The sequence below is a fragment of the Micromonospora sp. CPCC 205539 genome (assembly GCF_036906815.1).
Classification (GTDB): Bacteria; Actinomycetota; Actinomycetes; order Mycobacteriales; family Micromonosporaceae; genus Micromonospora.
On the sequence record NZ_JBAKHW010000011.1, the window covers coordinates 71,418 to 91,614 of the forward strand.

Genomic DNA, 20,197 nt, shown 5'->3' on the forward strand with positions numbered 1-20,197 from the left:
CGTGCTCTCCGACGTAACCCTGGACCTGCCGGTGCGCCCGGTGCTGCCGGCGCTGGTCGCGGCGCTCGACGCGGCCGGCGCCGGGGTCCTGGTGGCCCCGCCGGGCACCGGCAAGACCACCCTCGCGCCGCTGGCCGTCGCCGACCAGGTGACCGGCCGGGTGGTGATCGCCCAACCCCGCCGGGTGGCCGCGCGCGCCGCCGCCCGGCGGATGGCCGAACTGCTCGGCGAGCGGGTGGGCGACCGCGTCGGTTACGCGGTCCGTGGTGAGCGCCGCGTCGGCCCGGCGACCCGGGTGGAGGTGGTCACCACCGGTCTGCTGGTACGCCGGCTGCACCACGACCCGGAGCTGCCCGGCACGGGCGCGGTACTGCTCGACGAGTGCCACGAGCGGCAACTCGACGCCGACCTGGCGCTGGCCTTCACCGTGGAGGCGCGGGCCACCCTCCGGCCGGACCTGTGGCTGCTCGCGATGTCCGCCACCCCGGACACCGACCGGTTCGCCGCGCTGCTCGGCGGCTCCACCCCGGCCCCGGTCGTACGAGCCGAGTCGGCGCTGCACCCGGTGCAGCGAATCTGGGCGCCGCCCGCACGCCCGATCGCCCCGCCGGGGGCCGGGCCGGTGGACCGGGCCCTGCTCGACCATGTGGCGGCCACCGTGCGGCGGGCGCTACGCGAACACGACGGAGACGTGCTGGTCTTCCTGCCCGGGGCCGGGGAGATCGCAGCGGTCACCAACCGGCTGGCCGACCTGCGCGACACCGTCGCGCTGCTGCCGCTGCACGGCCGCCAGCGCAGCGCCGAGCAGGACGCGGCGCTGCGACCTCGACCGGCCCGGCCCCGCCCGTCCCACGCCGGGCCGGGGCCGGAGACGGTCGCCGAGCGCCGGAGGGTGGTGCTGGCCACCGCGCTGGCCGAGACCAGCCTGACCGTGCCCGGCGTACGGGTGGTGGTGGACGCCGGCCTGTCCCGGGTGCCCCGCGTCGACCTGGCGCGCGGGCTCGGCGCGCTGGTCACGGTGCCCGTCTCGCGGGCCGCCGCCACCCAGCGGGCCGGCCGCGCCGGCCGGGAGGCCCCCGGGTACGTCTACCGCTGCTGGTCTGCGGCGACCCACGAGCGGTTGCCCGCCCGGCCGGAGCCGGAGATCGCCACCGCCGACCTGACCGGCTTCGCGCTGGAGTTGGCCGCCTGGGGTCAGCCGGACGGCGTCGGCCTGGCGTTGCCCGACGCGCCACCGGCGGCGGCGATGGCGGTGGCGCGGGACACCCTGGAAACCCTGGGCGCGGTCGACGCGAACGGGCGGATCACCGGACGAGGGCGGGCGATCGCCTCCGCCGGAGCACACCCTCGACTGGCCCGCGCGCTGCTCGACGGTGCCGGCCGGGTCGGGGCCGACCGGGCGGCCGAGGTGGTGGCCCTGCTCGCCGAGGAGAGCGCGGCCGGCCCGGGCGATGACCTCGTCGCCGGCTGGCGTCGGCTGCGCGCCGGGGTCGATCCGGGTGCGACCGCCCGCTGGCGTACCGAGGTGCGTCGACTGCGCGCCGCCCTACCCGCCGAGCCGACCGGCCGCAAGGCCAACGGACCGGTCGCTTCCACGACTAGCAGCGCCGTCGATTCCGCCGAGCGGAGGGCCAGCGGACGCACCGGGTCCGGTGGGCTCACCGACGATCTGGCTGCCGGGCTGCTCGTCGGGTTGGCGTACCCGGAACGGCTGGCCCGGGTCCGGCGGCCGGGCGGGTCTGCGTACCTGATGACCGGCGGGACCGCCGCGGAGCTGACGGCCGGGTCGGGCCTGACCGGGTCCGACTGGCTGGCGGTGGCCGTCGCGGACCGCAAACCTGGGGCGCCGTCGGCGCGGATCCGGCGGGCCACGCCCCTGGACGAGGCGACGGCCCGGGAGGCGGCGGGCCCACTGCTGTCCACGCGACGGGAGGTCGGCTGGTCCGATGGGGACGTGGTGGCCCGGGAGGTGACCCGGCTGGGCGCGATCGAGCTGCTGGAGCGCCGACTGGACCGCCCGGACCGGGCCGAGGTGGCCGAGGCGCTGCTGACCGGCCTGCGCCAGGACGGGCTGGGGCTGCTGTCCTGGTCGCCGGCGGCACAGGCGCTGCGCGAGCGGCTGGCGTTCTGCCGGCAGCACCTTGGCGACGAGTGGCCGGACGTCGGTGACGAGGCACTGCTCGCCGCCGCGCCGACCTGGCTGGGGCCGGAGTTGGCTGCCGCCCGACGCCGCGCCGACCTGACCCGGGTGGACGTGGTCGGCGCGCTCCGCCGGCTGCTGCCGTGGGCGCAGGCCGCCCGGCTGGACGAGCTGGCACCGGAGCGGATCGCCGTGCCCAGTGGGTCGAAGATCCGGGTGGACTACGCGGACCCGGCCGCGCCGGTGCTGGCGGTGAAGCTGCAGGAGACGTTCGGCTGGCCCGCGGCCCCGCGCATCGCCGCAGGTCGGGTGCCGGTGCTGCTGCACCTGCTCTCCCCCGCCGGGCGCCCGGTGGCGGTCACCGCCGACCTGGCGTCGTTCTGGCGCACCGGCTACCCGCAGGTGCGCTCCGAGCTGCGCGGCCGCTATCCCCGGCACCCGTGGCCGGAGGACCCGGCCACGGCGACGCCCACCCGGCACGCCACGCCGCGGCGGCGCTGAGCGTGGGTCACTCCTCCACGACGTCGGCGATCGCCACGGTGATGTTGTCCGGGCCACCAGCGTGCAACGCCAGGTCGATCAGCTTGCCGGCACAGGCGGCCCGGTCCGGGTAGGCGGCGAGCACCTCGGCGAGGGTGTCCGGCCGGACCACGTTCGAGAGGCCGTCGCTGCACAACAGCCACCGGTCGCCGGCCCGGGGCACCATCGTCGAGTACGCCGGGGAGACGTCGTCGCCCTGCAACGCCTGGGTGACCACCGCGCGGCGGGGGTGGCTGCTGGCCTGGTCGGCGGTGATCACGCCCTGGTCCACCAACATCTGGACGAAGGTGTCGTCCCGGGTGACCTGCTTGAGCACGCCCTCGCGGAAGAGGTAGGCCCGGGAGTCACCGATGTGGGCGAGGGCCAGGCAGCTGCCGGTACGGGCGAAGAGCAGGGCGGTCAACGTCGTGCCCATGCCCTGGCGCTCCGGGTCCTCGGTAACCGCCTGCCGGATCCGCTTGGTGGCCAGCTCGATGGCGCCTTGGAGCGCGGCCACCAGGGCGTCCTCCGGGGTCTCCACGTCCAGCGGACCGACCGCGTCGATGGTGAGCGCGCTCGCCAGGTCGCCGGCCGCCATCCCGCCCATGCCGTCGGCGACGGCGACGAGCCAGGTCCCGGCGTGCAGCGCGTCCTGATTTCCGCTGCGGATCAGCCCACGGTCGCTCGTCCCGACGGAACGCAGCTTCAGGGTCATGGGAGGCAGCCTGCCAGGCGAAGGGCGCGGTTGTCTCTAGGAGATCAGGACGACGGCGTGTGGCGCGGCCAATCTCACGTGTCGACCCGGCGCGTCACGACGCCGCGAGGGGATGTGGTGTCGCACCCGCCGCGCACGTCGGACGCCAAAAGCCATCCAGTCGGATCGATTGACACCGCACCCCGCCGCTGGAAACATCGAGTCGACATCTGGGAGCGCTCCCAGATCTTGCACCGCCACCACGCCCCGCATCCCGTCCCGGAAGGACTCCCCCGTGACGCCACCCCGACACCGCCTCCTGCTGGCCGCGGCGACCACCCTGGTCCTCACCGGCGCGGGCACCGGCGCGGCCCATGCCGCACCGCCACCGGACGCTCCCGAGCAGATCGAGAACGGCGACTTCACCGCCGGCGTGACACCCTGGTTCTCCTACGGCACCGGCGCGCTCGCGGTGACCGACGGCCGCCTCTGCACCACCGTCTCCGGCGGACTGGCCAACCCGTGGGACGCCGGCATCGGCCAGGACGGCGTCCCCCTGATCGCCGGCGCCGAATACACCCTCGGCTTCGCCGTCTCCGCCACCCCCGGCACCGCCGTGAAGGCCGTGTTGCAGCTCGGCACCGCCCCCTACACCACGTACGCCGCCGTGGACGCGAACGCCACCGGCACCGCCCAGCGGGTCGAGCAGACCTTCACCGTCCCGGACGGCAACCCCAGCGCCCAACTGATCTTTCAGGTGGGTGGGGCCGCGGCGGCGCAGACCGTCTGCCTGGACGACGTCTCACTGCGTGGCGGCGAGCCGCCCACGCCGTACGAGCCGGACACCGGCCCCCGGGTGCGGGTCAACCAGGTCGGCTACCTCCCCGGCGGCCCCAAGAACGCCACCGTGGTCACCACGGCCACCGAGCCGCTGCCCTGGCAACTGCGCGCGTCCACCGGGGCGCTCCTGGCCGGTGGCACCACCACCGCGCGCGGGCCGGACCCCGCATCCGGGCAGACCGTGCAGACGGCCGACTTCTCCAGCTATCGCACGCCGGGCAGCGGACTGACGCTGACCGTCGACGGCGAGACCAGCCACCCGTTCGACATCTCGGGCACCCTCTACGACCGGCTGCGCGCCGACTCGCTCCAGTTCTTCTACGCCCAGCGCAGCGGCATCGCCATCGACGGCGACCTGATCGGCGACGAGTACGCCCGGCCCGCCGGTCACCTCGGTGTGGCACCCAACCAGGGCGACACCAGCGTGCCCTGCCAGCCGGGGGTCTGCGACTACACGCTCGACGTGCACGGCGGCTGGTACGACGCCGGCGACCACGGCAAGTACGTGGTCAACGGGGGCATCGCCACCTACCAGCTGCTGAGCACCTTCGAGCGGACCAGGACGGCGCCCACGGCGGCCGGCGGCGTCGGGCTGGCCGACGGCACGTTGCGGGTGCCCGAGCGCGGCAACGGCGTGCCGGACATCCTCGACGAGGCCCGCTGGGAGCTGGAGTTCCTGCTGCGCATGCAGGTGCCCGCCGGCCAGCCTCTCGCCGGGATGGCGCACCACAAGATCCACGATCGGAGCTGGACCGGGCTGCCGCTCGCCCCACACGAGGACCCACAGCCGCGTGAGCTGCACCCGCCGTCCACCGCGGCCACCCTCAACCTCGCCGCCACCGCCGCTCAGTGCGCCCGGCTCTACGCCCCCTACGACGCGGCGTTCGCGGCCCGCTGCGCCACCGCCGCGACGACCGCCTACGCCGCGGCCACGACACACCCGACGGTGTACGCCAGCCCCAGCGACGGCACCGGGGGCGGCGCGTACGACGACGGGAACGTCACCGACGAGTTCTACTGGGCGGCCGTCGAGCTGTACCTGAGCACCGGGGCGCAGACCTACCTGGCCGACCTGAGCGCCTCGCCGCACCACACCGGGGACGTGTTCGCGCCGCGCGGCTTCGGGTGGCAGAGCACCGCTGCGCTCGGCCGGCTCGACCTGGCCACCGTGCCGAACGGGCTACCCGCCACCGAGCTGACCCGGGTCCGCGCCTCGGTCACCGCCGCCGCCGACGCGTACCTCGCCGAGCTGCGCCGACAGGCGTACGGGCTACCGATGCCCGGCGACGCGGACAGCTACTTCTGGGGCGCCAACAGCAGCATCATCAACAACGCCGTGGTGCTGGCCACCGCCTTCGACCTGACCCGGGACGCGACCTACCGGGACGGCGCCGTGCAGGCCATGGACTATCTGCTCGGCCGCAACGCGCTGAACATCTCGTACGTCACGGGGTGGGGCGAGCACGCGGCGGAGAACCAGCACAGCCGGATCTTCGGCAACCAACTCGACCCGAGCCTGCCGCACCCGCCGGCCGGCTCCCTCGCGGGCGGGGCGAACGCCGCCCTCCAGGATCCGTTCGCGGCGCAACTGCTCGCCGGCTGCGCCCCGATGTTCTGCTACGTCGACGACATCAACTCGTACGCCACCAACGAGGTGGCCATCAACTGGAACTCGGCGCTGGCCTGGATCGCCTCGTTCCTGGCCGACCAGGGTGACGCCGGCGCGGTGCCGGCTCCCACGTGCTCGGCGCGCTACACCAACTACGGCGCCTGGCAGGGCGGTAGCGGGTTCACCGCCCAGGTGACCGTCCAGAACACCGGCGCCACGCCCGTCAACGGCTGGAGCGTGCGACTCGCCTTCACCGGCGACCAGCGGGTCCGTGAGGCGTGGCTGGCAAAGGTCACCCAGTCCGGCGCGACCATGACCGCGCGCAACGAGCCCTACAACGCACGAATCAACCCGGGCGGCACGGCGACGTTCGGCTTCAACGCCACCACAAACGGCGGCGCCAATCCCAACCCGGGCCTGATCACCCTGAACGGCGCCCCCTGCACGCTGACCTGACGACCGGCCGGCCTGCTTCGGGGCGCGTGCGTGGGCGCTCCCGGGTCGGACATTCACCGGTGCGCGGTATACCTCTGAGTCATATCTATGCCTCAGAGGTATACCGCGCATCCGGACAAGCACGGCCGGGCCGGTGTGATCGGCGCCGCAGCCAACGGGGCGACGGCGACCCGGACGGCGGCCCTAGGGTCGAGCCGTGCGCATCGAGGCGGCGGGGCTCACCGGCCGGCTGCGTACCCTCGCGCTCGCGACGCTCGCCAACACGGTCGGTACCGGGTTGTGGGTGGCTGGATCGGCGCTCTACCTCACCCGCGCTGTCGGGCTGAGCCCCGCTCAGGTCGGGCTCGGGCTCACCCTCGCCGGCCTGGTCGGGCTCACCGCCAGCGTGCCGCTCGGCGCGCTCGCCGATCGGCGGGACCCGCGAGCCCTACGGGCGGTCCTCCAACTGATGCAGGCCGGTGTCGCCGCCGCGTACCTGCTGGTGGACTCGTTCCCGGTCTTCCTCCTGGTGGCCACACTGGACGCGCTGCTGATCGCCGGCAACCTGGCGGTCCGCGCCGCGCTGGTGGCCGCCGTCGCGGGACCCGAGGGACGGGTGCACGCCTTCGCGACCCTGCGCGCGGTCGCGAACCTCGGCATAGCGGTCGGCGCGGGGCTGGCCGGGTTCGCGCTGGTGGCGGACACCGGTTGGGCGTACCGACTGCTGGTGCTCGGCAACGTCACCACCTATCTGCTCTCCGCGGCGCTGATCATGCGACTACCGGCGTATCCGCCCGTTCGGCGTCCCGGCCCGCAGAGGCCAGGTCGGGCGCTGCGCGACGGGCCTTTCCTGGCGGTCGGCGCGGCATCGGCGACGCTCTCCCTGCACTCGGTGGTGCTCGCCCTGGTAGTGCCCCTGTGGCTGGCGGCCCGGACCGACGTCCCGCTGGTGACCGTGTCGGCGGTGCTGCTGGTCAACACGGTGCTCACCGTGGCCCTCGCGGTACGGCTGAGCCGGGGCGCCCGCCACGCCGGGCCCGCCGCGACGACGATGCGGCGGGCCGGGTTGCTCCTCGCCGTCGCGATGCTGCTGTACCCGGCCACCGCCGGGCTGCCGACACCGCTGGCGATCGGTCTCCTGCTGGCCGCCACCGTGGTCTACACCGTGGGCGACCTCCTGCACGGCAGCGCCTCGGCCGCGTTGGCCTACGACCTCGCCGCACCACACGCCCTCGGCGCGTACCAGGGGGTGGACGGCCTGCTCGCCGGACTGGCCCGGGCGGCCGGCCCGGCGCTACTGACCTGGGCGGTGCTCGACGGCGGAACGGTCGGCTGGGTGGCGCTGGCCGGGGTGCTCGCGCTCACCGGCCTCGCCGTTCCGGCGTTGACGCGACGCGCCCTGGCCCGTCGCCCGTCGACGGACCGGTGAGACCAGCAGGGCGGTCAGCCGATCTCCTCGTCGACGAAGCACCACCGCCAGGCCTCGCCGGGCTCCACCGAGCGCATCACCGGATGCCCGGTGGACTCGAAGTGCTTCGTGGCGTGCTGGTTCGGCGACGAGTCGCAGCAGCCGACGTGCCCGCAGCTCAGGCACCCCCGCAGGTGCACCCAGTCGGCCTCGCCGAGGGCGACGCAGTCCGGGCACCCCTCGGTGGTGCGTGGCTCCACGGCGGTGGCCTCGGCCAGGTGCTGACAGCTCACTGCTCCCCCTCCTGCCGCAGCAACGACTCTTCCAGGTCCAGGTCACGATAGGCCCGCACCAACACCTCCTCGGGGATCCGACCGGAGTCCCGGGCAGCCCGGAACACGTCCCGCTCGGCGTCGATCATCTCTTGTCGGAGCCGACCGTACGCCTGCGACGGGGTCTCCCGCTCGGTGCCGCCGAGCCGTTCCCAGGCCAGGTTGGTGCGGTTCTCCAGCAGCCGGCGCAGCCGGTCCACCACCGCCGCCGGAGCGCTCTCGGCCAACTCGTCGAGGCGGTCCCGGGCAGCTTTGCTGGCCTGTTGCTGCACCCCGGCCGCGGAGAGCGCGTCCTGGACCGGGTCGTCCTGCGGCAGCTTGAGCCGCCGGGCGACCAGCGGCAGGGTGGCGCCCTGCCCGACCAGGGTGACCACGATCACCGCGAAGGCCAGCCAGATGAACAGGGCCCGGGGGTACGCCGCGTCGTCGGCCAGCGTCAGCGGCAGGGCCAGTGCGGCGGCCAGGGTCACCACACCGCGCATCCCGGCCCAGCCGATGACGATCGGGAACTTCGGCGAGGGACGCTCGTCCCGACGCCGGATCCGGGGCACCAGGCGGGCCAGGTAGGTGGCCGGAAAGAGCCAGACGAACCGGGTGAGCAGGACGGTGGCGAGCACGGCGAGGGTGATGGCGGTGAGCGACCCGATCGGCTCGTCGAGGTCCTGTAGCACCTCGGGCAGTTGGAGCCCGACCAGCAGGAAGACCAACCCCTCCAGCAGGAAGCGGGCAAGTCGCCAGAACGCGCCGACCTGCAACCGCGAGGCGGCCGACAGCAACTGGGGCAGCTTGTGGCCGAGCGCCAGCCCGGTCACCACCACCGCGACCACGCCGGAGGCGTGCACCTCCTCGGCGACGAACACCACCGCGAACGGGATGATCAACGACAGGGCGTTGTCCAGCAGGGGGTCGCTGATCCGCCGGTGCAGGAAACCGAAGACCAACGCCCCGACCGCTCCGATCAGGATGCCGCCGCCGGTGGCCCGCAGCACCTCGATGGCGACCTCGCCGGTGCCGACCGCCGAGCCGACGGTCGCCAGCGTCGCGACCCGCAGCAGCACCAGTGCGGTGGCGTCGTTGACCAGGCTCTCCCCCTCCAGGATGGTGACCACCCGGCGGGGCAGGCCGACCCGTCGGGCGACCGCGGTGGCGGCCACCGCGTCCGGCGGCGCGACCACCGCGCCGAGGGCCAGGCAGATGGCGAACGGCACCTGCGGCAGCAGCAGGTGCAGCACGACGCCGACCGCGAACGCGGTGAACAGCACCAGACCGACGGCGAGCAGCAGGATCGGCCGGATGTTGTGCTTGAACGCCGGAACCGAGGTCTCCAGCGCGGCCACGTAGAGCAGGGGCGGCAGGATGCCGACGAGCACCAACTCCGGGTCGAGCCGGACGTGGGGAAAGCCCGGTACGAAGGACAGCGCCAGGCCGAGGACGACCAGCAGGATCGGCGCGAGCAGCCCGAGCCGGCGGGCCAATGCCGCGCCCAGGGTGGCGATCGCCAGGAAGACGACGACCGGAAACAGGCTTTCCATGGGGTACGAGCCTAGGGGTCGGCGGACCGGGTCCCGATCAACCGACCCGGCGGAGCTTCGGCAGCACCTCCGCGCCGAACGCGTCGATGAAGCCGCGCTGCTCCTGCCCGACGTGGTGCAGGGCGATCTGGTCGAAGCCGAGTTCCACGTACTCCTCCAGCCAGCCGACGTGCCGGCCCAGGTCGGCCGAGATGTTGACCACCTCGGCGAGACGCTCCGGCGAGACGCCCGCCGAGACCACGTCGAAGTGCTCGACGGTGTCCAGGTCCCAGCAGACCGGCGGAGCGAAGACGTTGCTGCGCCACTGGTCGTACGCGACGGCCTCGGCTTCGGCCTGCTCCGGCGCCCAACTGACGTGCACCTGCAGGTGCAGGGGCCCGCGCCCGCCCGCGTCCCGGTACGCGTCGATCATCTCGCGCAGGTGCGCCGTCGGGGCGTTCACGGTGATGAGCCCGTCCGCCCACTCGGCGCACCAGCGGGCGGTGGCCACGCTGACGGCCGCGCCGACCAGCGCGGGCGGCTGCTCGGGGCGGGTCCACAGGCGGGCCCGGTCCACCCGGACCAGGCCGTCGTGGCTGACCTCCTCGCCGGCCAGCAGTGCCCGGATCACGTCCACACACTCGCGCAGCCGGGCGGAGCGGACGTCCTTGCGCGGCCACCGGTCGCCGGTGACGTGCTCGTTGCTGGCCTCTCCGGTGCCGAGCGCGGCCCAGAAACGACCGGGGTACATCGCGCCGAGCGTGCCGATCGCCTGCGCGATGATCGCCGGGTGGTAGCGCTGGCCGGGGGCGTTGACCACGCCGTACGACAGGTTGGTGGCCTGCAGAGCGGAGCCCAGCCAGGACCAGGCGAAGCCGGACTCACCCTGCCGGGCGCTCCACGGTGAGAAGTGGTCGGAGCACATGGCGGCGTCGAAGCCGGCCCGCTCGGCGTGCACCACCGCCTCCAGCAGGGCGCGGGGGTGGATCTGCTCGTGGGAGGCGTGAAAGCCGAACACCGTCATGGGAACGTCTCCTACCCACGACGGTGTTCGCCTGAACCGCCGGCTACCCGGCTACTCGGCGTGCGCGCCGGCGCCGGCCGACGGGGTGCCCTCGCCCACCCACACCGTCTTCGTGTTGCAGAACTCCCGCATGCCCAGCGCCGACAACTCCCGGCCGTAGCCGGAGTTCTTCACACCGCCGAACGGCAGCTCCGGATAGGACGTGGTCATGCCGTTGATGAAGACGTTGCCGGCGTCCAGGTCGGTGGCGAAGCGCTCCTGCTCGGCCGGGTCCCGCGTCCAGGCGTTGGAGCCGAGCCCGAACGCGGTCCCATTGGCCACCGCGATCGCCTCCTCGTACGAGGAGACCCGGTACAGGCCGGCGACCGGCCCGAAGACCTCCTCGGTCCACATCCGCATCTGCGGGGTGAGGTCGGTGACCACGGTCGGCGGATAGAACCAGCCGTCGCCGGCCGGCGGTTCGCCGCCGCAGAGAATCGTGGCGCCGTTGTCCACCGCGTCGCGGACCTGTGCGTGCACCTCGTCGCGACCGCCCTCGCTCGCCAGTGGCCCCACGTCGGTGTCCGCGTCCATCGGGTCGCCGACCCGCAGCGCGGCCATGTTGCCGGCGAACTTCTCGGCGAACGCGTCGAACACGTCGGTGTGCACGATGAACCGTTTGGCGGCGATGCAGGACTGGCCGTTGTTCTGACAGCGTGCGGTGGTGGCCACCTCGGCGGCCAGGTCCAGGTCGGCCGAGGGCATCACCACGAACGGGTCGCTGCCACCCAGCTCCAGCACGGTCTTCTTCAGCTCCCGGCCGGCGATCTGGCCGATGGAGCGGCCGGCGCGCTCGCTGCCGGTGAGCGTCGCGGCCCGTACCCGGGGGTCGCTGAGGATGCGGTCGACGGCGTCCGAGCCGACCAGCAGGGTGGTGAACGCGCCCTCCGGGAAGCCGGCCCGGCGGAACACGTCCTCCAGCAGCAGCGCGGTCTGCGGCACGTTCGAGGCGTGCTTGAGAAGGCCGGTGTTGCCGGCCATCAGCGCCGGGGCGGCGAAGCGCATGACCTGCCAGAGCGGGAAGTTCCACGGCATCACCGCGAGCACCGCGCCGATCGGCTGGTAGCGGATGAACGCGCGGGTCGCCTTGACCGCGCTGGCGTCGGCCGGCTCGTCGGCGAGGAACGACGGCGCCCGATCGGCGTAGAACCGGCAGGCCGCGGCGCACTTGGTCACCTCGGCCTTCGCCGCGACGTACGTCTTGCCCATCTCCGTGGTCATGATCCGGGCGATCTCGTCCCGCTCGGCCTCCAGCAGGTCGGCGGCCGCGGTCAGCCACCCGGCGCGCTGGTCGACGCTGGTCTCCCGCAACTGCTGGTAGGCGAGGTGGGCGCGTTCGATGGCGGCGTCGAGCTGTTCGGCGGACATCGCCTCGTACGTCTTGAGCACCTGTCCGGTGGCGGGATTGGTGGTGGCGATGGACATCTCGTTCTCCTGTCACTCGAACAGCGAGTGTCGTACGCCCGGCTCCTCACGGCGGCGGGCGGCACGGCGCCGCTGGATCACGACCAGATCGACCACGGCGACCACGGCGAAGATCGCGCAGAGTACGCCGAGCCAGGCGAGGCCGGCCCAGAACGCCAGCACCGCGAAGAGCACCATGATCACCAACCCGAAACCGGCGAGGGTGAGCCGAAGGTTGAGCGCGCTGTTAGCGTGGCCGACCGTGCCACGGGCGCGCCGGGGCTGCGATCTCGTCATGTCCCTCGACCTACCCCCGATCCACGCTCTTAACCGGCGACCGGGCGGCCCGTGCTCGGCTTATACCAGCTTGCCGGCACTGCCCGCAGCACTCTGCCGCATAGCCGACAGCGACTGCCCGACAGAGCGCGCCCTACGCATAGAGTTACCGCGCTGTCGCTCTGTGCTGATGAGACGAGGAATGTCATGCCTCGACGCTGGGTTGCCGCCCTGGCCTGTCTCGCGGCGCTGGTCGCACTGGCCTGCGAGGGAGGCACCGGCGCGACACCGCGCCCGTCCGGCGGTGGCGCTCCGCCCGCGGGGCCGGGCGGCATCGCGGCGCTCGGCGACTCGATCAGCACCGGGTTCGCCTCCTGCCTGGTGCTCACCTCCTGCGAGCGCAACTCCTGGTCGACCGGGGACGGCCTGCGGGTGGACAGCCACTACCGGCGACTGCTCGAGCAGAACGCGGGGATCCGGGGGCGGAGGTACAACCATGCCCGGCCGGGGGCCCGGGCCGACGCGCTGGAGGGCCAGGCCCAGGCGGCGGTCCGTGACCGCGTCGACTACGTCACCGTGCTGATCGGCGCCAACGACATCTGCCGGGGCGGGGCGGACGCCATGACGCCGGTCAACGAGTATCGGGCCGACATCGACCGGGGCCTGCGGGTGCTGCGGACCGGCCGGCCGAAGGCCCGGGTGCTGGTGGTCAGCATTCCCGACCTGTACCGGCTCTGGGAGGTCGGGCACGGCGACGCGCGCGCGGCCCGCGCCTGGCGGCGGGGCATCTGCCCGGCCCTGCTGGCCAACGCGACCTCGACGGCCCCCGCCGACCGGGCCCGCCGGGCCGCGGTCCGGGACCGCATCGACGCGTACAACGCGCAGCTGGTGGCGGCCTGTCGGGCGTACGGCTCACGCTGCCGACACGACGGCGGCGCCGTGCACAAGATCCGATTCACGCTCGACCTGGTCAACCCGCTGGACTGGTTCCACCCGAACGCCAGCGGGCAGGCCCGGCTCGCCGAGGTGACCTGGCGCCCCTCCGGCCTGGCCACCTGACCGCCCGTCGACGGCGACCCGCCGGTCAGGGCTGGCGGGGCTCCGGCACGCCACCGCCGCGCGGGCGGTAGAGCGCCCGGGAACGCTCCGCGAGGTCCTTGGTGGCCGACGAGTTGGCCCAGGTGCCGAGCACGATCGCCGCGCCGGGCACGATCTTGGCGACCAGCCGCTTGGCGGCCCGGACGCCGGCCATCTGGGCCAGCCGGACGCCGAGTTGCAGCATGACCCGGCCGAGCGGACGCTGACCGCCCAGACCGAACAGCGCGTCGGCGCGCTCCCGGCCGGCGGCCACCCCGAGCGCCAGCCGAGCGCTCTCGGCGACCTTGTGCACCCGCTGGAGCACCAGCAGATCGGTGGCCCGGTCGCTGTGCAGCGGGTCGGCGTCGTACGCGGCGGCGACGTGCAGCACCATCCGCGCCTGGGTCCAGGCCAGCACGCCGACGTCGAGCACGGCGCCGGGCAGCCCCGCCGCGCCGGAGACCGCCCCGGAGAGGCGGGCCCGGTTGACGAACTTACGGACCGCCTGGTCGGCCAGGGCGTCGGCCGAGACACCGGGCTGGTCGGCCCGGGACCGGCCGGCCCACTGCGCGGCCTCCGGCCCGAGTCGGCGTACCGCCTCCAGGGCGAGGTGCTCCGGGGCGTACTGCGGGTCGTCGCGCATGCGGTCCCAGAGCCGGGCCGGCGGGGCCTCGGGGGCTTCCGCTGGCCCGGCCGGCACGCTCGCGGACGGTGGGGGGATGGGCACAGCGGGCTGGCCGCCGATGGGCGGGGTGTCGGTCACCGGGTCTCCCCAGGGGTCGGTACGGCGATCGGAACGGCCGGTGGGACGGTCAGCGGCGGCGGCTGGACAGCCGGGCCGCCAATCCTTTGAGCTTCTGCTGTGTCGCGGGCTTGGCCAGCTCGCGCCGGCCCCGGTCGACCATCTGCTGGCCCTTGGGCGATCTCAGGAACGTGCTGATCCGCTGCATCAGTGACATGTCGTCCTCCTGTCGGCGATCCCTCTGTCATGTGTACCCCGAGCCCGCAATGGATGTACCCGGGACGCGACAGGCTCAACCCTGATCGTCCACAGTGGTCGGCAGATTATCTCCCGGCCGACACGATGGCGTCGACGACCCGGGTGGCTCGCCGCTCGTGCTGCTGGTAGTACTCCGGGTAGGCGGAGACCTGCACCGCCTGGGCCGCGTCGGTCAGCCGCATCTCCTCCCAGCCGGGCACCTGCTCCAGCGCGGTGAGGAACTGTCGGGTGGCGAACTCGGGGTCCATCAGCCGGCCCACCGGGCCCCAACCACTGCTGGAACGCTGCTGGAACAGCCCGACCGAGTCGTGGTCCCAGCCGACGCCCTGGTGCGGGTAGTCCTCCGACTCGGGCAGCACGGCGCTCGCGACGTTGTAGAGGTTGCTCTCCTGCATGGCGGTGGCCACCGCGATCACCAGACCACGGCGGGGCACGCCCATCTCGCGGCCGGCGCGGACGATCGCCTCGGCGTTCTTCATCTGGTCCCGGTCCAGCCCGGCCACCGGCGCCGGATCGGTCGGTCGGGGCGTGGCCCTACGGGCCGTGGTCCTACGGGTCGGGGTGGTGTCCGGTTCGACGGGGGCCGCGACGGCGGTAGGCGGCGTGGCGGCGGTCGCGGTCGGCGCGGCGGAGCGGTCGTGGTTCCGGGTGGCGGCAGCCTCCTGCTCGGCGCGCTGCGCCAAGCCCGAACTGCTGACAAGCGGGTCGACCCGATTCGCCGCGCCGGCACCCTCGTCGCAGACCTGCGCGAGGGCGGCCAGGCCGAGGCAGCAGACCACACCGGTGGCCACCGCCATCCGGGCCCGTCGTCGGCCGGTGAGGTCCCGGATGTACGTCCGGAGCCGGCTCGCGGCAGTTGTCCGTTCGGCTGAGGTGCCATCCTCCATATCGGCAGTGGGGCTGCTCGGGGCGTACGGGTCGTCGAGAGTGCCGTCGTCACGCATCAACCGAGGCTAGGCAGGGGGAAACCCTGATTACGCACGGTGATCACGTGGCGCTCACCACAGATCGGGGGTGTCCCGGTGGACGACCAGGCCCCCTCGACCCGCCCGAGGAACAGACCTCGCGTACCGGATGAAGCCGGCCCGGCACCCAGGCCGGCACGGCCGACGACACGGACGGACATCGGACACCGAGCGCCTACATGATCGACAAACTCGGCCTTTAGGCTGAACCACCCCTCCCCCGACGGGCACAAGGGGCACACCCTGCGGCGCAAATGGGGTGAATAGTCCGGTCGTGCCCACCCGCCGGGCAACGGATCGCCCGGCGCAGGAATGCGCCAGGATGGCGGGTACGTTGCCCGAACCGGGTGCCGTCCACTGCGTCGGCATCCCGTAAGCACATTCCAGGGAGGTCCGCACCGGTGCTCGACCCACACGAGCTCTACGAGCTCACCGACGATCTGCCCGACCTCGGGCAGCCGGTCCTGATCCAGGCCCTCACCGGGTTCGTGGACGCCGGCAACGCCAGCCGGCTGGCCCGCGAGCAGCTCCTCACCTCGCTGGAGAGCCGGTCGATCGCCACCTTCGACGTGGACCAGCTCTTCGACTACCGCTCGCGACGACCGGTGATGACCTTCGTCGAGGACCACTGGGAGAGCTTCGACGCGCCGCAGTTGGAGCTGCACCTGCTGCACGACGACGACGAGACCCCGTTCCTGCTGCTCACCGGCCCCGAGCCGGACCTGCAGTGGGAGCGGTTCACGGCGGCCGTCGCCGGGCTCGCCGCCCGGCTGGACGTCCGGCTCACCGTGGGGCTCAACTCGATCCCGATGGCGGTGCCGCACACCCGGCCGACCGGGGTGACCGCGCACGCCACCCGGCCCGAGCTGATCGCCGGCTACGAGCCCTGGCTGCAACGGGTCCAGGTGCCCAGCAGCGTGGGTCACCTGCTCGAGTTCCGCCTGGGCGAGCAGGGCCGCGACGCGCTCGGCTTCGCCGCGCACGTGCCGCACTACGTGGCGCAGACCGAGTACCCGGCCGCCGCCGAGGTGCTGCTCACCTCGGTGTCCCGCAGCACGGGGCTGCTGCTGCCCGGTGACGGCCTACGCTCGGCCGCCGAGGTGGTCCGGGTGGAGATCGACCGGCAGGTCGCCCAGACCGAGGACGCCGCCGCCCTGGTCCAGGCTCTCGAGGAGCAGTACGACGCGTTCGCGCGGGGTCGCGGCGAGAAGAGCCTGCTCGCGCCGGAGGTGGGCCCGCTGCCCACCGCCGACGAGCTCGGCGCGGAGCTGGAGCGGTTCCTGGCCGAGCAGACCCGTCCCGGCGACACCCCGGGCAGCTGACCCGACGTCCCGGGGCCGGATACGGCAGGCTGGGGGCATGCGCCTGGCGACGTGGAACGTGAACTCGGTGAAGGCCCGGCTGCCCCGGCTGCTCGAGTGGCTGGCCGACACCGGGCCGGACGTGGTCTGCCTTCAGGAGACGAAGTGCCCGGACGGTGCCTTCCCGGTGGCCGAGGTGGGCGAGCTGGGCTACACCGTGGCCAGTCACAGCGACGGCCGGTGGAACGGGGTGGCCATCCTGTCCCGGGTCGGCCTGGCCGACGTCCGTGCCGGGTTCGTCGGTGAGCCTGGCTTCCCCGAGCCGGAGGCCCGGGCCATCTCGGCGACCTGCGGCGGGGTGCGGGTCTGGTCGGTGTACGTGCCCAACGGCCGCACGCCGGAGGACCCGCACTACGCGTACAAGCTGGCCTGGTTCGCGGCGCTGCGGGACGCGTTGGACGCGGAGCTGGCCGGCGGGTTGCCCCTGGCGGTCTGCGGTGACTTCAACGTCGCGCCCACCGACGCCGACGTCTGGGACCCGGCGGTCTTCACCCACTCCACGCACGTCACCCCGCCCGAACGGGCGGCTCTCGCGGCGCTGCGCGACCTGGGGCTCAGCGACGTCGTGCCGACGCCGATGAAGGGCCCGCACCCGTTCACCTACTGGGACTACCGCGCCGGGATGTTCCACCAGAACAAGGGCATGCGGATCGACCTCGTGTACGCCTCGGCGCCGTTCGCCCGGGCGGTCCGCGCCGCGTACGTGGACCGGGAGGCCCGCAAGGGCAAGGGCCCCTCCGATCACGCCCCGATCGTGGTCGACGCCGAGCTGGTTCCGGTCGTCGAGGCGTTCTGACCCCGCCGGCCCTGGCTAGGGTGGGCAGATGGCAGTTGTGAAGATCAACGCGATCGAGGTCCCGCCCGGTGCCGGCGCGGAGTTGGAGAAGCGGTTCGCCGCCCGAGCCGGCACGGTGGAAAATTCCCCCGGCTTTCTCGGCTTCGAGTTGCTCCGGCCGGTGGCCGGCGAGACCCGTTATTTCGTGTACACGCGCTGGGAGACCGAAGAGGCCTACCAGGCCTGGGCCGCCGGCCCGTCCCGCACCGCCCACGCCGCCGCCCCCGGCGACCAGCAACGCCCCCCGGTCTCCTCCGGCGCCAGCCTCCTGGAGTTCGAAGTAGCCCTGGAAGTCCCCCAGCCGTAGCCACACCTCGTGGGCCGGTCAGTCGCGGACGGAGCATCGCGCCATGATCGACTCCACATCAGCGAAACCGTGTCGATCACGACCGAGCCGCAGCACGCAGCCATCAGGGGCCGACGGCCGTGGGCGAGGCGGGTCAGGCGGGGCGGGAGGACTGGAGGGTCGCGAAGGCGATGACGTTGTCCTTGTAGCCGGTGCCGCCGCCGACGAACTCGCCGCCGCACGTGATCAGGCGCAGGCCGGCAGGGCCCTCGTGGCCGTAGATCCGCTCGCCGGGCAGGCTGTCCTTCGGGAAGTGCTCGACGGTGTCGACCTTGAACACCACCACGGACCTGTCCGCCCGCGCCACCTCGATCAGGTCACCGGGCTGCAGCTTGCCCAGGTTGTAGAAGACCGACGGCCCGCTCTTCGTGTCCACGTGCCCGACGATCACCGCCGGGCCGGGCTCCCCGGGCGTCGGCCCGCCGTCGTACCAGCCGGTCTCGTTGTGCCGCTCCAGCGGCGGTACGGCGATCGAGCCGTCCCGGGCCTGCCCGACCGGGGCCACCGGCGCGGCGACCTTGATCGCCGGTACCGAGAGACGCACCGGGCGGCTGGCCGACAACCCGCGCGACTCACCGCGGGCCGGCCGGTCACCGCCCGCCGGCGCCAGGTCGAACGGCCCGGCCGAGCGGCCCAGCCCTGCCCCGGTGGCGAAGACACCAGCCAGCACCAGAACCACGGCCAGCGGCAACGACCAGGGGCGCCGGCCGGGTGGGCGGCTACGCCGGGGCGTGACGGCGGTCGGCGGGCGGTGCGCCACCGGCGGACGGGTGGCGGGCGGCTGCGTCGGGCGGAAGATCTCCATGGCGGGCTCAGCGACGGGCGGTACGCGGCCGACGCAGGGCCATCACGGCGAGAATCAGGCCGGTGAGCGTCAGCGCCGCGCCGCCGGGCAGCAGCAGCTTGTTGGCCACCCCGCCGGCGCTCCCGCCGAAGCCGGTGGCAGGGCCCTTGCTGGGGTTGGGTTCGATCTTCTTGACCACCTGGAGCATCGTCGAGGCGGTCTCACCGTCGCGGCACTCCAACTTGACCCGGTAGTTGCCGGGGCGGGTGCGCTCGCGCACCATCGGCGCGGCGGTGAGCACGCCGCCCTGCGGCTGGACGCCGACCCCGCCGAAGGCATCGGAGACCACGGTCGCGCCGACGGAGTTGTCGCGGCAACTGGCCCGGATGCCGACCAGGTAGCCGGGCCGCACCGTGCTGGGGCTCACCTCGACGAAGACGTCGACCACCGGACCGGGCCGCGATGACGGCTCGGGTTGCGGCGCGGGCGCGCCCTCCGGCGGACCGGGCTGCGGCGCGGCGAGCACGAGGGCGCCCGGCCAAGGCGCAAATGTGGCTGACCCAGGCCCAGACGGCTCAGAGGCGGCGAGCACGGCCGCGGCATGCGCCGGCACAGCAGGCGCCGCGGTCGGGGGCGCGGCGTGGACGGGCGTGGCAGCCAGCAGAGGGCCGGCGAGCACGGTCACCACCGACAGGGTCACGCCACCGCGGGTCACTGTCACGATGCCCCCTCTCGAGGCCGTGCGGCCGTGCCGGGCAGCGGACCGCACCACCTGCCGTACCAAATGAATCCTCTCACTCCCGGGCGCACATCACATCCGATTCGCCGACGGGGTCGCGTACTCTCGGGTCGCTGTGACCGCCACCGACCATGACGCCGCCGTCCCGCCCGCGAGCCGGACGATCCGCACCTTCCACCCCCGCCGGGGTCGGATGAGCGGCCGGCAGACCGACGCCCTCGATCGACTCTGGCCCACCTACGGGCTCGATGTGCCGGACGGGCCTGTCGACCTGGCCGAGCTGTTCGGTCGTCGGGCGCCCGTGGTGCTGGAGATCGGCTCGGGCATGGGCGACAGCACCGCCACGATGGCCGCCGCTGACCCGGATCGAGATTATCTGGCGGTCGAGGTGCACACTCCGGGAATCGCGAACCTGCTCGACCTGGTGGATCGCGGCGGGCTGCGCAACGTACGGGTGGCACTCGGCGACGCGTTGGACCTGGTGCGTGGCCTGCCCGAGGGCGTCCTGGACGCCGTACACATCTTCTTTCCGGACCCGTGGCCGAAGGCCCGCCACCACAAGCGGCGGATCATCCAGCCGGCGCACGTGGCGCTGCTGCGGTCCCGGCTGGCCCCGGGCGGCACGCTGCACTGCGCGACCGACTGGGCCGAGTACGCGGAGGCGATGCGGCAGACCCTCGACGCGGACCCGGAGCTGGTCGACGCGTACGGCGGGTTCGCGCCGCGTCCGGCGCACCGCCCGGTGACGAAGTTCGAGCGGCGGGCGATCACGGCCGGGCGGCCGGTCGCCGACCTGATCTACCGCCGAGGGTGACCGGGCGGCCCGGACGGGGGTCCGGCGGGCGGCGGGTTGGCGCTC

Annotated in this window: 19 protein-coding genes; 8 read left to right on the plus strand and 11 right to left on the minus strand. The window is 73.6% G+C overall.

All coding sequences use genetic code 11. The annotated features are described in order from the left end of the window. The first annotated feature begins 1 nt into the window (after window position 1). Window positions 2-2,641 (plus strand): ATP-dependent helicase HrpB, encoded by a 2,640-nt coding sequence (hrpB, locus tag V6V47_RS12230; protein WP_334628265.1) that lies wholly within the window; start codon window positions 2-4, stop codon window positions 2,639-2,641. A gap of 7 nt (window positions 2,642-2,648) precedes the next feature. On the opposite strand, the gene V6V47_RS12235 is transcribed toward hrpB, so the two are convergent. Further along, window positions 2,649-3,374 carry a PP2C family protein-serine/threonine phosphatase gene (locus V6V47_RS12235; protein ID WP_334628266.1) on the minus strand — a complete coding sequence of 242 codons (726 nt, stop codon included), beginning with the start codon at window positions 3,372-3,374 and terminating at the stop codon, window positions 2,649-2,651. A gap of 274 nt (window positions 3,375-3,648) precedes the next feature. Between V6V47_RS12235 and V6V47_RS12240 the strand changes: the two genes are divergently transcribed. Together V6V47_RS12240 and V6V47_RS12245 are read left to right on the plus strand one after the other, a co-directional pair. Then, window positions 3,649-6,258, plus strand: a complete 2,610-nt coding sequence (locus V6V47_RS12240; protein WP_334628267.1) for a glycoside hydrolase family 9 protein — start codon at window positions 3,649-3,651, stop codon at window positions 6,256-6,258. 196 nt (window positions 6,259-6,454) lie between these two features. After that, window positions 6,455-7,666: an MFS transporter gene (locus tag V6V47_RS12245; RefSeq protein ID WP_334628268.1), complete on the plus strand. Its 1,212-nt coding sequence runs from the start codon at window positions 6,455-6,457 to the stop codon at window positions 7,664-7,666. Between the two features lie 14 nt (window positions 7,667-7,680). Here V6V47_RS12245 and V6V47_RS12250 read toward each other — a convergent pair whose 3' ends face one another. The 5 genes from V6V47_RS12250 to V6V47_RS12270 are packed head-to-tail and all read right to left on the minus strand — an operon-like array spanning window position 7,681 to window position 12,252. Next, window positions 7,681-7,938, minus strand: a complete 258-nt coding sequence (locus V6V47_RS12250; protein ID WP_334628269.1) for a UBP-type zinc finger domain-containing protein — start codon at window positions 7,936-7,938, stop codon at window positions 7,681-7,683. Then, a complete protein-coding gene (locus V6V47_RS12255) occupies window positions 7,935-9,509 on the minus strand; it encodes a Na+/H+ antiporter (RefSeq protein ID WP_334628270.1) in 1,575 nt (524 codons plus the stop codon). Before V6V47_RS12255 ends, V6V47_RS12250 begins: the two co-directional genes overlap by 4 nt. A 37-nt stretch (window positions 9,510-9,546) precedes the next feature. Beyond that, entirely contained in the window at window positions 9,547-10,512 is a 966-nt protein-coding gene (locus V6V47_RS12260) for a TIGR03885 family FMN-dependent LLM class oxidoreductase (RefSeq protein WP_334628271.1), read from the minus strand. A gap of 51 nt (window positions 10,513-10,563) precedes the next feature. Further along, window positions 10,564-11,976, minus strand: coding sequence for an NADP-dependent succinic semialdehyde dehydrogenase (locus V6V47_RS12265; protein WP_334628272.1), 1,413 nt, complete (start codon window positions 11,974-11,976; stop codon window positions 10,564-10,566). A 12-nt stretch (window positions 11,977-11,988) separates the two neighbouring features. Next, window positions 11,989-12,252: a DUF6343 family protein gene (locus V6V47_RS12270; protein ID WP_334628273.1), complete on the minus strand. Its 264-nt coding sequence runs from the start codon at window positions 12,250-12,252 to the stop codon at window positions 11,989-11,991. A 186-nt stretch (window positions 12,253-12,438) separates the two neighbouring features. On the opposite strand from V6V47_RS12270, the gene V6V47_RS12275 reads away from it, so the two are divergent. Further along, window positions 12,439-13,290, plus strand: coding sequence for a GDSL-type esterase/lipase family protein (locus V6V47_RS12275; RefSeq protein WP_334628274.1), 852 nt, complete (start codon window positions 12,439-12,441; stop codon window positions 13,288-13,290). 25 nt (window positions 13,291-13,315) lie between these two features. On the opposite strand, the gene V6V47_RS12280 is transcribed toward V6V47_RS12275, so the two are convergent. The 3 genes from V6V47_RS12280 to V6V47_RS12290 all read right to left on the minus strand — a co-directional run bounded on the left by V6V47_RS12280 (window position 13,316) and on the right by V6V47_RS12290 (window position 15,252). Continuing rightward, window positions 13,316-14,071 (minus strand): EcsC family protein, encoded by a 756-nt coding sequence (locus V6V47_RS12280; RefSeq protein ID WP_442934222.1) that lies wholly within the window; start codon window positions 14,069-14,071, stop codon window positions 13,316-13,318. A gap of 49 nt (window positions 14,072-14,120) precedes the next feature. Beyond that, window positions 14,121-14,267 (minus strand): hypothetical protein, encoded by a 147-nt coding sequence (locus V6V47_RS12285; RefSeq protein ID WP_334628275.1) that lies wholly within the window; start codon window positions 14,265-14,267, stop codon window positions 14,121-14,123. Between the two features lie 106 nt (window positions 14,268-14,373). Continuing rightward, window positions 14,374-15,252 (minus strand): peptidase M23, encoded by an 879-nt coding sequence (locus V6V47_RS12290; protein ID WP_334628276.1) that lies wholly within the window; start codon window positions 15,250-15,252, stop codon window positions 14,374-14,376. Between the two features lie 422 nt (window positions 15,253-15,674). On the opposite strand from V6V47_RS12290, the gene V6V47_RS12295 reads away from it, so the two are divergent. The 3 genes from V6V47_RS12295 to V6V47_RS12305 are packed head-to-tail and all read left to right on the plus strand — an operon-like array spanning window position 15,675 to window position 17,776. Next, window positions 15,675-16,595 carry a proteasome assembly chaperone family protein gene (locus tag V6V47_RS12295; RefSeq protein WP_334628277.1) on the plus strand — a complete coding sequence of 307 codons (921 nt, stop codon included), beginning with the start codon at window positions 15,675-15,677 and terminating at the stop codon, window positions 16,593-16,595. A gap of 37 nt (window positions 16,596-16,632) precedes the next feature. Beyond that, a complete protein-coding gene (locus tag V6V47_RS12300; protein ID WP_334628278.1) occupies window positions 16,633-17,430 on the plus strand; it encodes an exodeoxyribonuclease III in 798 nt (265 codons plus the stop codon). 28 nt (window positions 17,431-17,458) lie between these two features. Next, window positions 17,459-17,776 (plus strand): antibiotic biosynthesis monooxygenase family protein, encoded by a 318-nt coding sequence (locus V6V47_RS12305; protein ID WP_334628280.1) that lies wholly within the window; start codon window positions 17,459-17,461, stop codon window positions 17,774-17,776. 133 nt (window positions 17,777-17,909) lie between these two features. Here V6V47_RS12305 and V6V47_RS12310 read toward each other — a convergent pair whose 3' ends face one another. Next, window positions 17,910-18,620, minus strand: coding sequence for a class F sortase (locus V6V47_RS12310; protein ID WP_334628281.1), 711 nt, complete (start codon window positions 18,618-18,620; stop codon window positions 17,910-17,912). 7 nt (window positions 18,621-18,627) lie between these two features. Beyond that, entirely contained in the window at window positions 18,628-19,323 is a 696-nt protein-coding gene (locus V6V47_RS12315) for a hypothetical protein (RefSeq protein ID WP_334628369.1), read from the minus strand. A gap of 130 nt (window positions 19,324-19,453) precedes the next feature. Here V6V47_RS12315 and trmB point away from each other — a divergent pair, with 130 nt between their 5' ends. Beyond that, on the plus strand, window positions 19,454-20,152 hold the full coding sequence (gene trmB / locus V6V47_RS12320; RefSeq protein WP_442934223.1) for a tRNA (guanosine(46)-N7)-methyltransferase TrmB: 699 nt from the start codon (window positions 19,454-19,456) through the stop codon (window positions 20,150-20,152). The last annotated feature ends 45 nt before the right edge of the window (window positions 20,153-20,197 follow it).

What these genes read in the sequence shown, in the direction of transcription:
- V6V47_RS12235 (WP_334628266.1), bottom strand. Translation starts at nt 3,374, where the DNA reads ATGACCCTGAAGCTGCGTTCCGTCGGGACGAGCGACCGTGGGCTGATC.
- V6V47_RS12255 (WP_334628270.1), bottom strand. Translation starts at nt 9,509, where the DNA reads ATGGAAAGCCTGTTTCCGGTCGTCGTCTTCCTGGCGATCGCCACCCTG.
- V6V47_RS12260 (WP_334628271.1), bottom strand. Translation starts at nt 10,512, where the DNA reads ATGACGGTGTTCGGCTTTCACGCCTCCCACGAGCAGATCCACCCCCGC.
- V6V47_RS12265 (WP_334628272.1), bottom strand. Translation starts at nt 11,976, where the DNA reads ATGTCCATCGCCACCACCAATCCCGCCACCGGACAGGTGCTCAAGACG.
- V6V47_RS12270 (WP_334628273.1), bottom strand. Translation starts at nt 12,252, where the DNA reads ATGACGAGATCGCAGCCCCGGCGCGCCCGTGGCACGGTCGGCCACGCT.
- V6V47_RS12275 (WP_334628274.1), top strand. Translation starts at nt 12,439, where the DNA reads ATGCCTCGACGCTGGGTTGCCGCCCTGGCCTGTCTCGCGGCGCTGGTC.
- V6V47_RS12285 (WP_334628275.1), bottom strand. Translation starts at nt 14,267, where the DNA reads ATGTCACTGATGCAGCGGATCAGCACGTTCCTGAGATCGCCCAAGGGC.
- V6V47_RS12290 (WP_334628276.1), bottom strand. Translation starts at nt 15,252, where the DNA reads ATGCGTGACGACGGCACTCTCGACGACCCGTACGCCCCGAGCAGCCCC.
- V6V47_RS12300 (WP_334628278.1), top strand. Translation starts at nt 16,633, where the DNA reads ATGCGCCTGGCGACGTGGAACGTGAACTCGGTGAAGGCCCGGCTGCCC.
- V6V47_RS12305 (WP_334628280.1), top strand. Translation starts at nt 17,459, where the DNA reads ATGGCAGTTGTGAAGATCAACGCGATCGAGGTCCCGCCCGGTGCCGGC.
- V6V47_RS12310 (WP_334628281.1), bottom strand. Translation starts at nt 18,620, where the DNA reads ATGGAGATCTTCCGCCCGACGCAGCCGCCCGCCACCCGTCCGCCGGTG.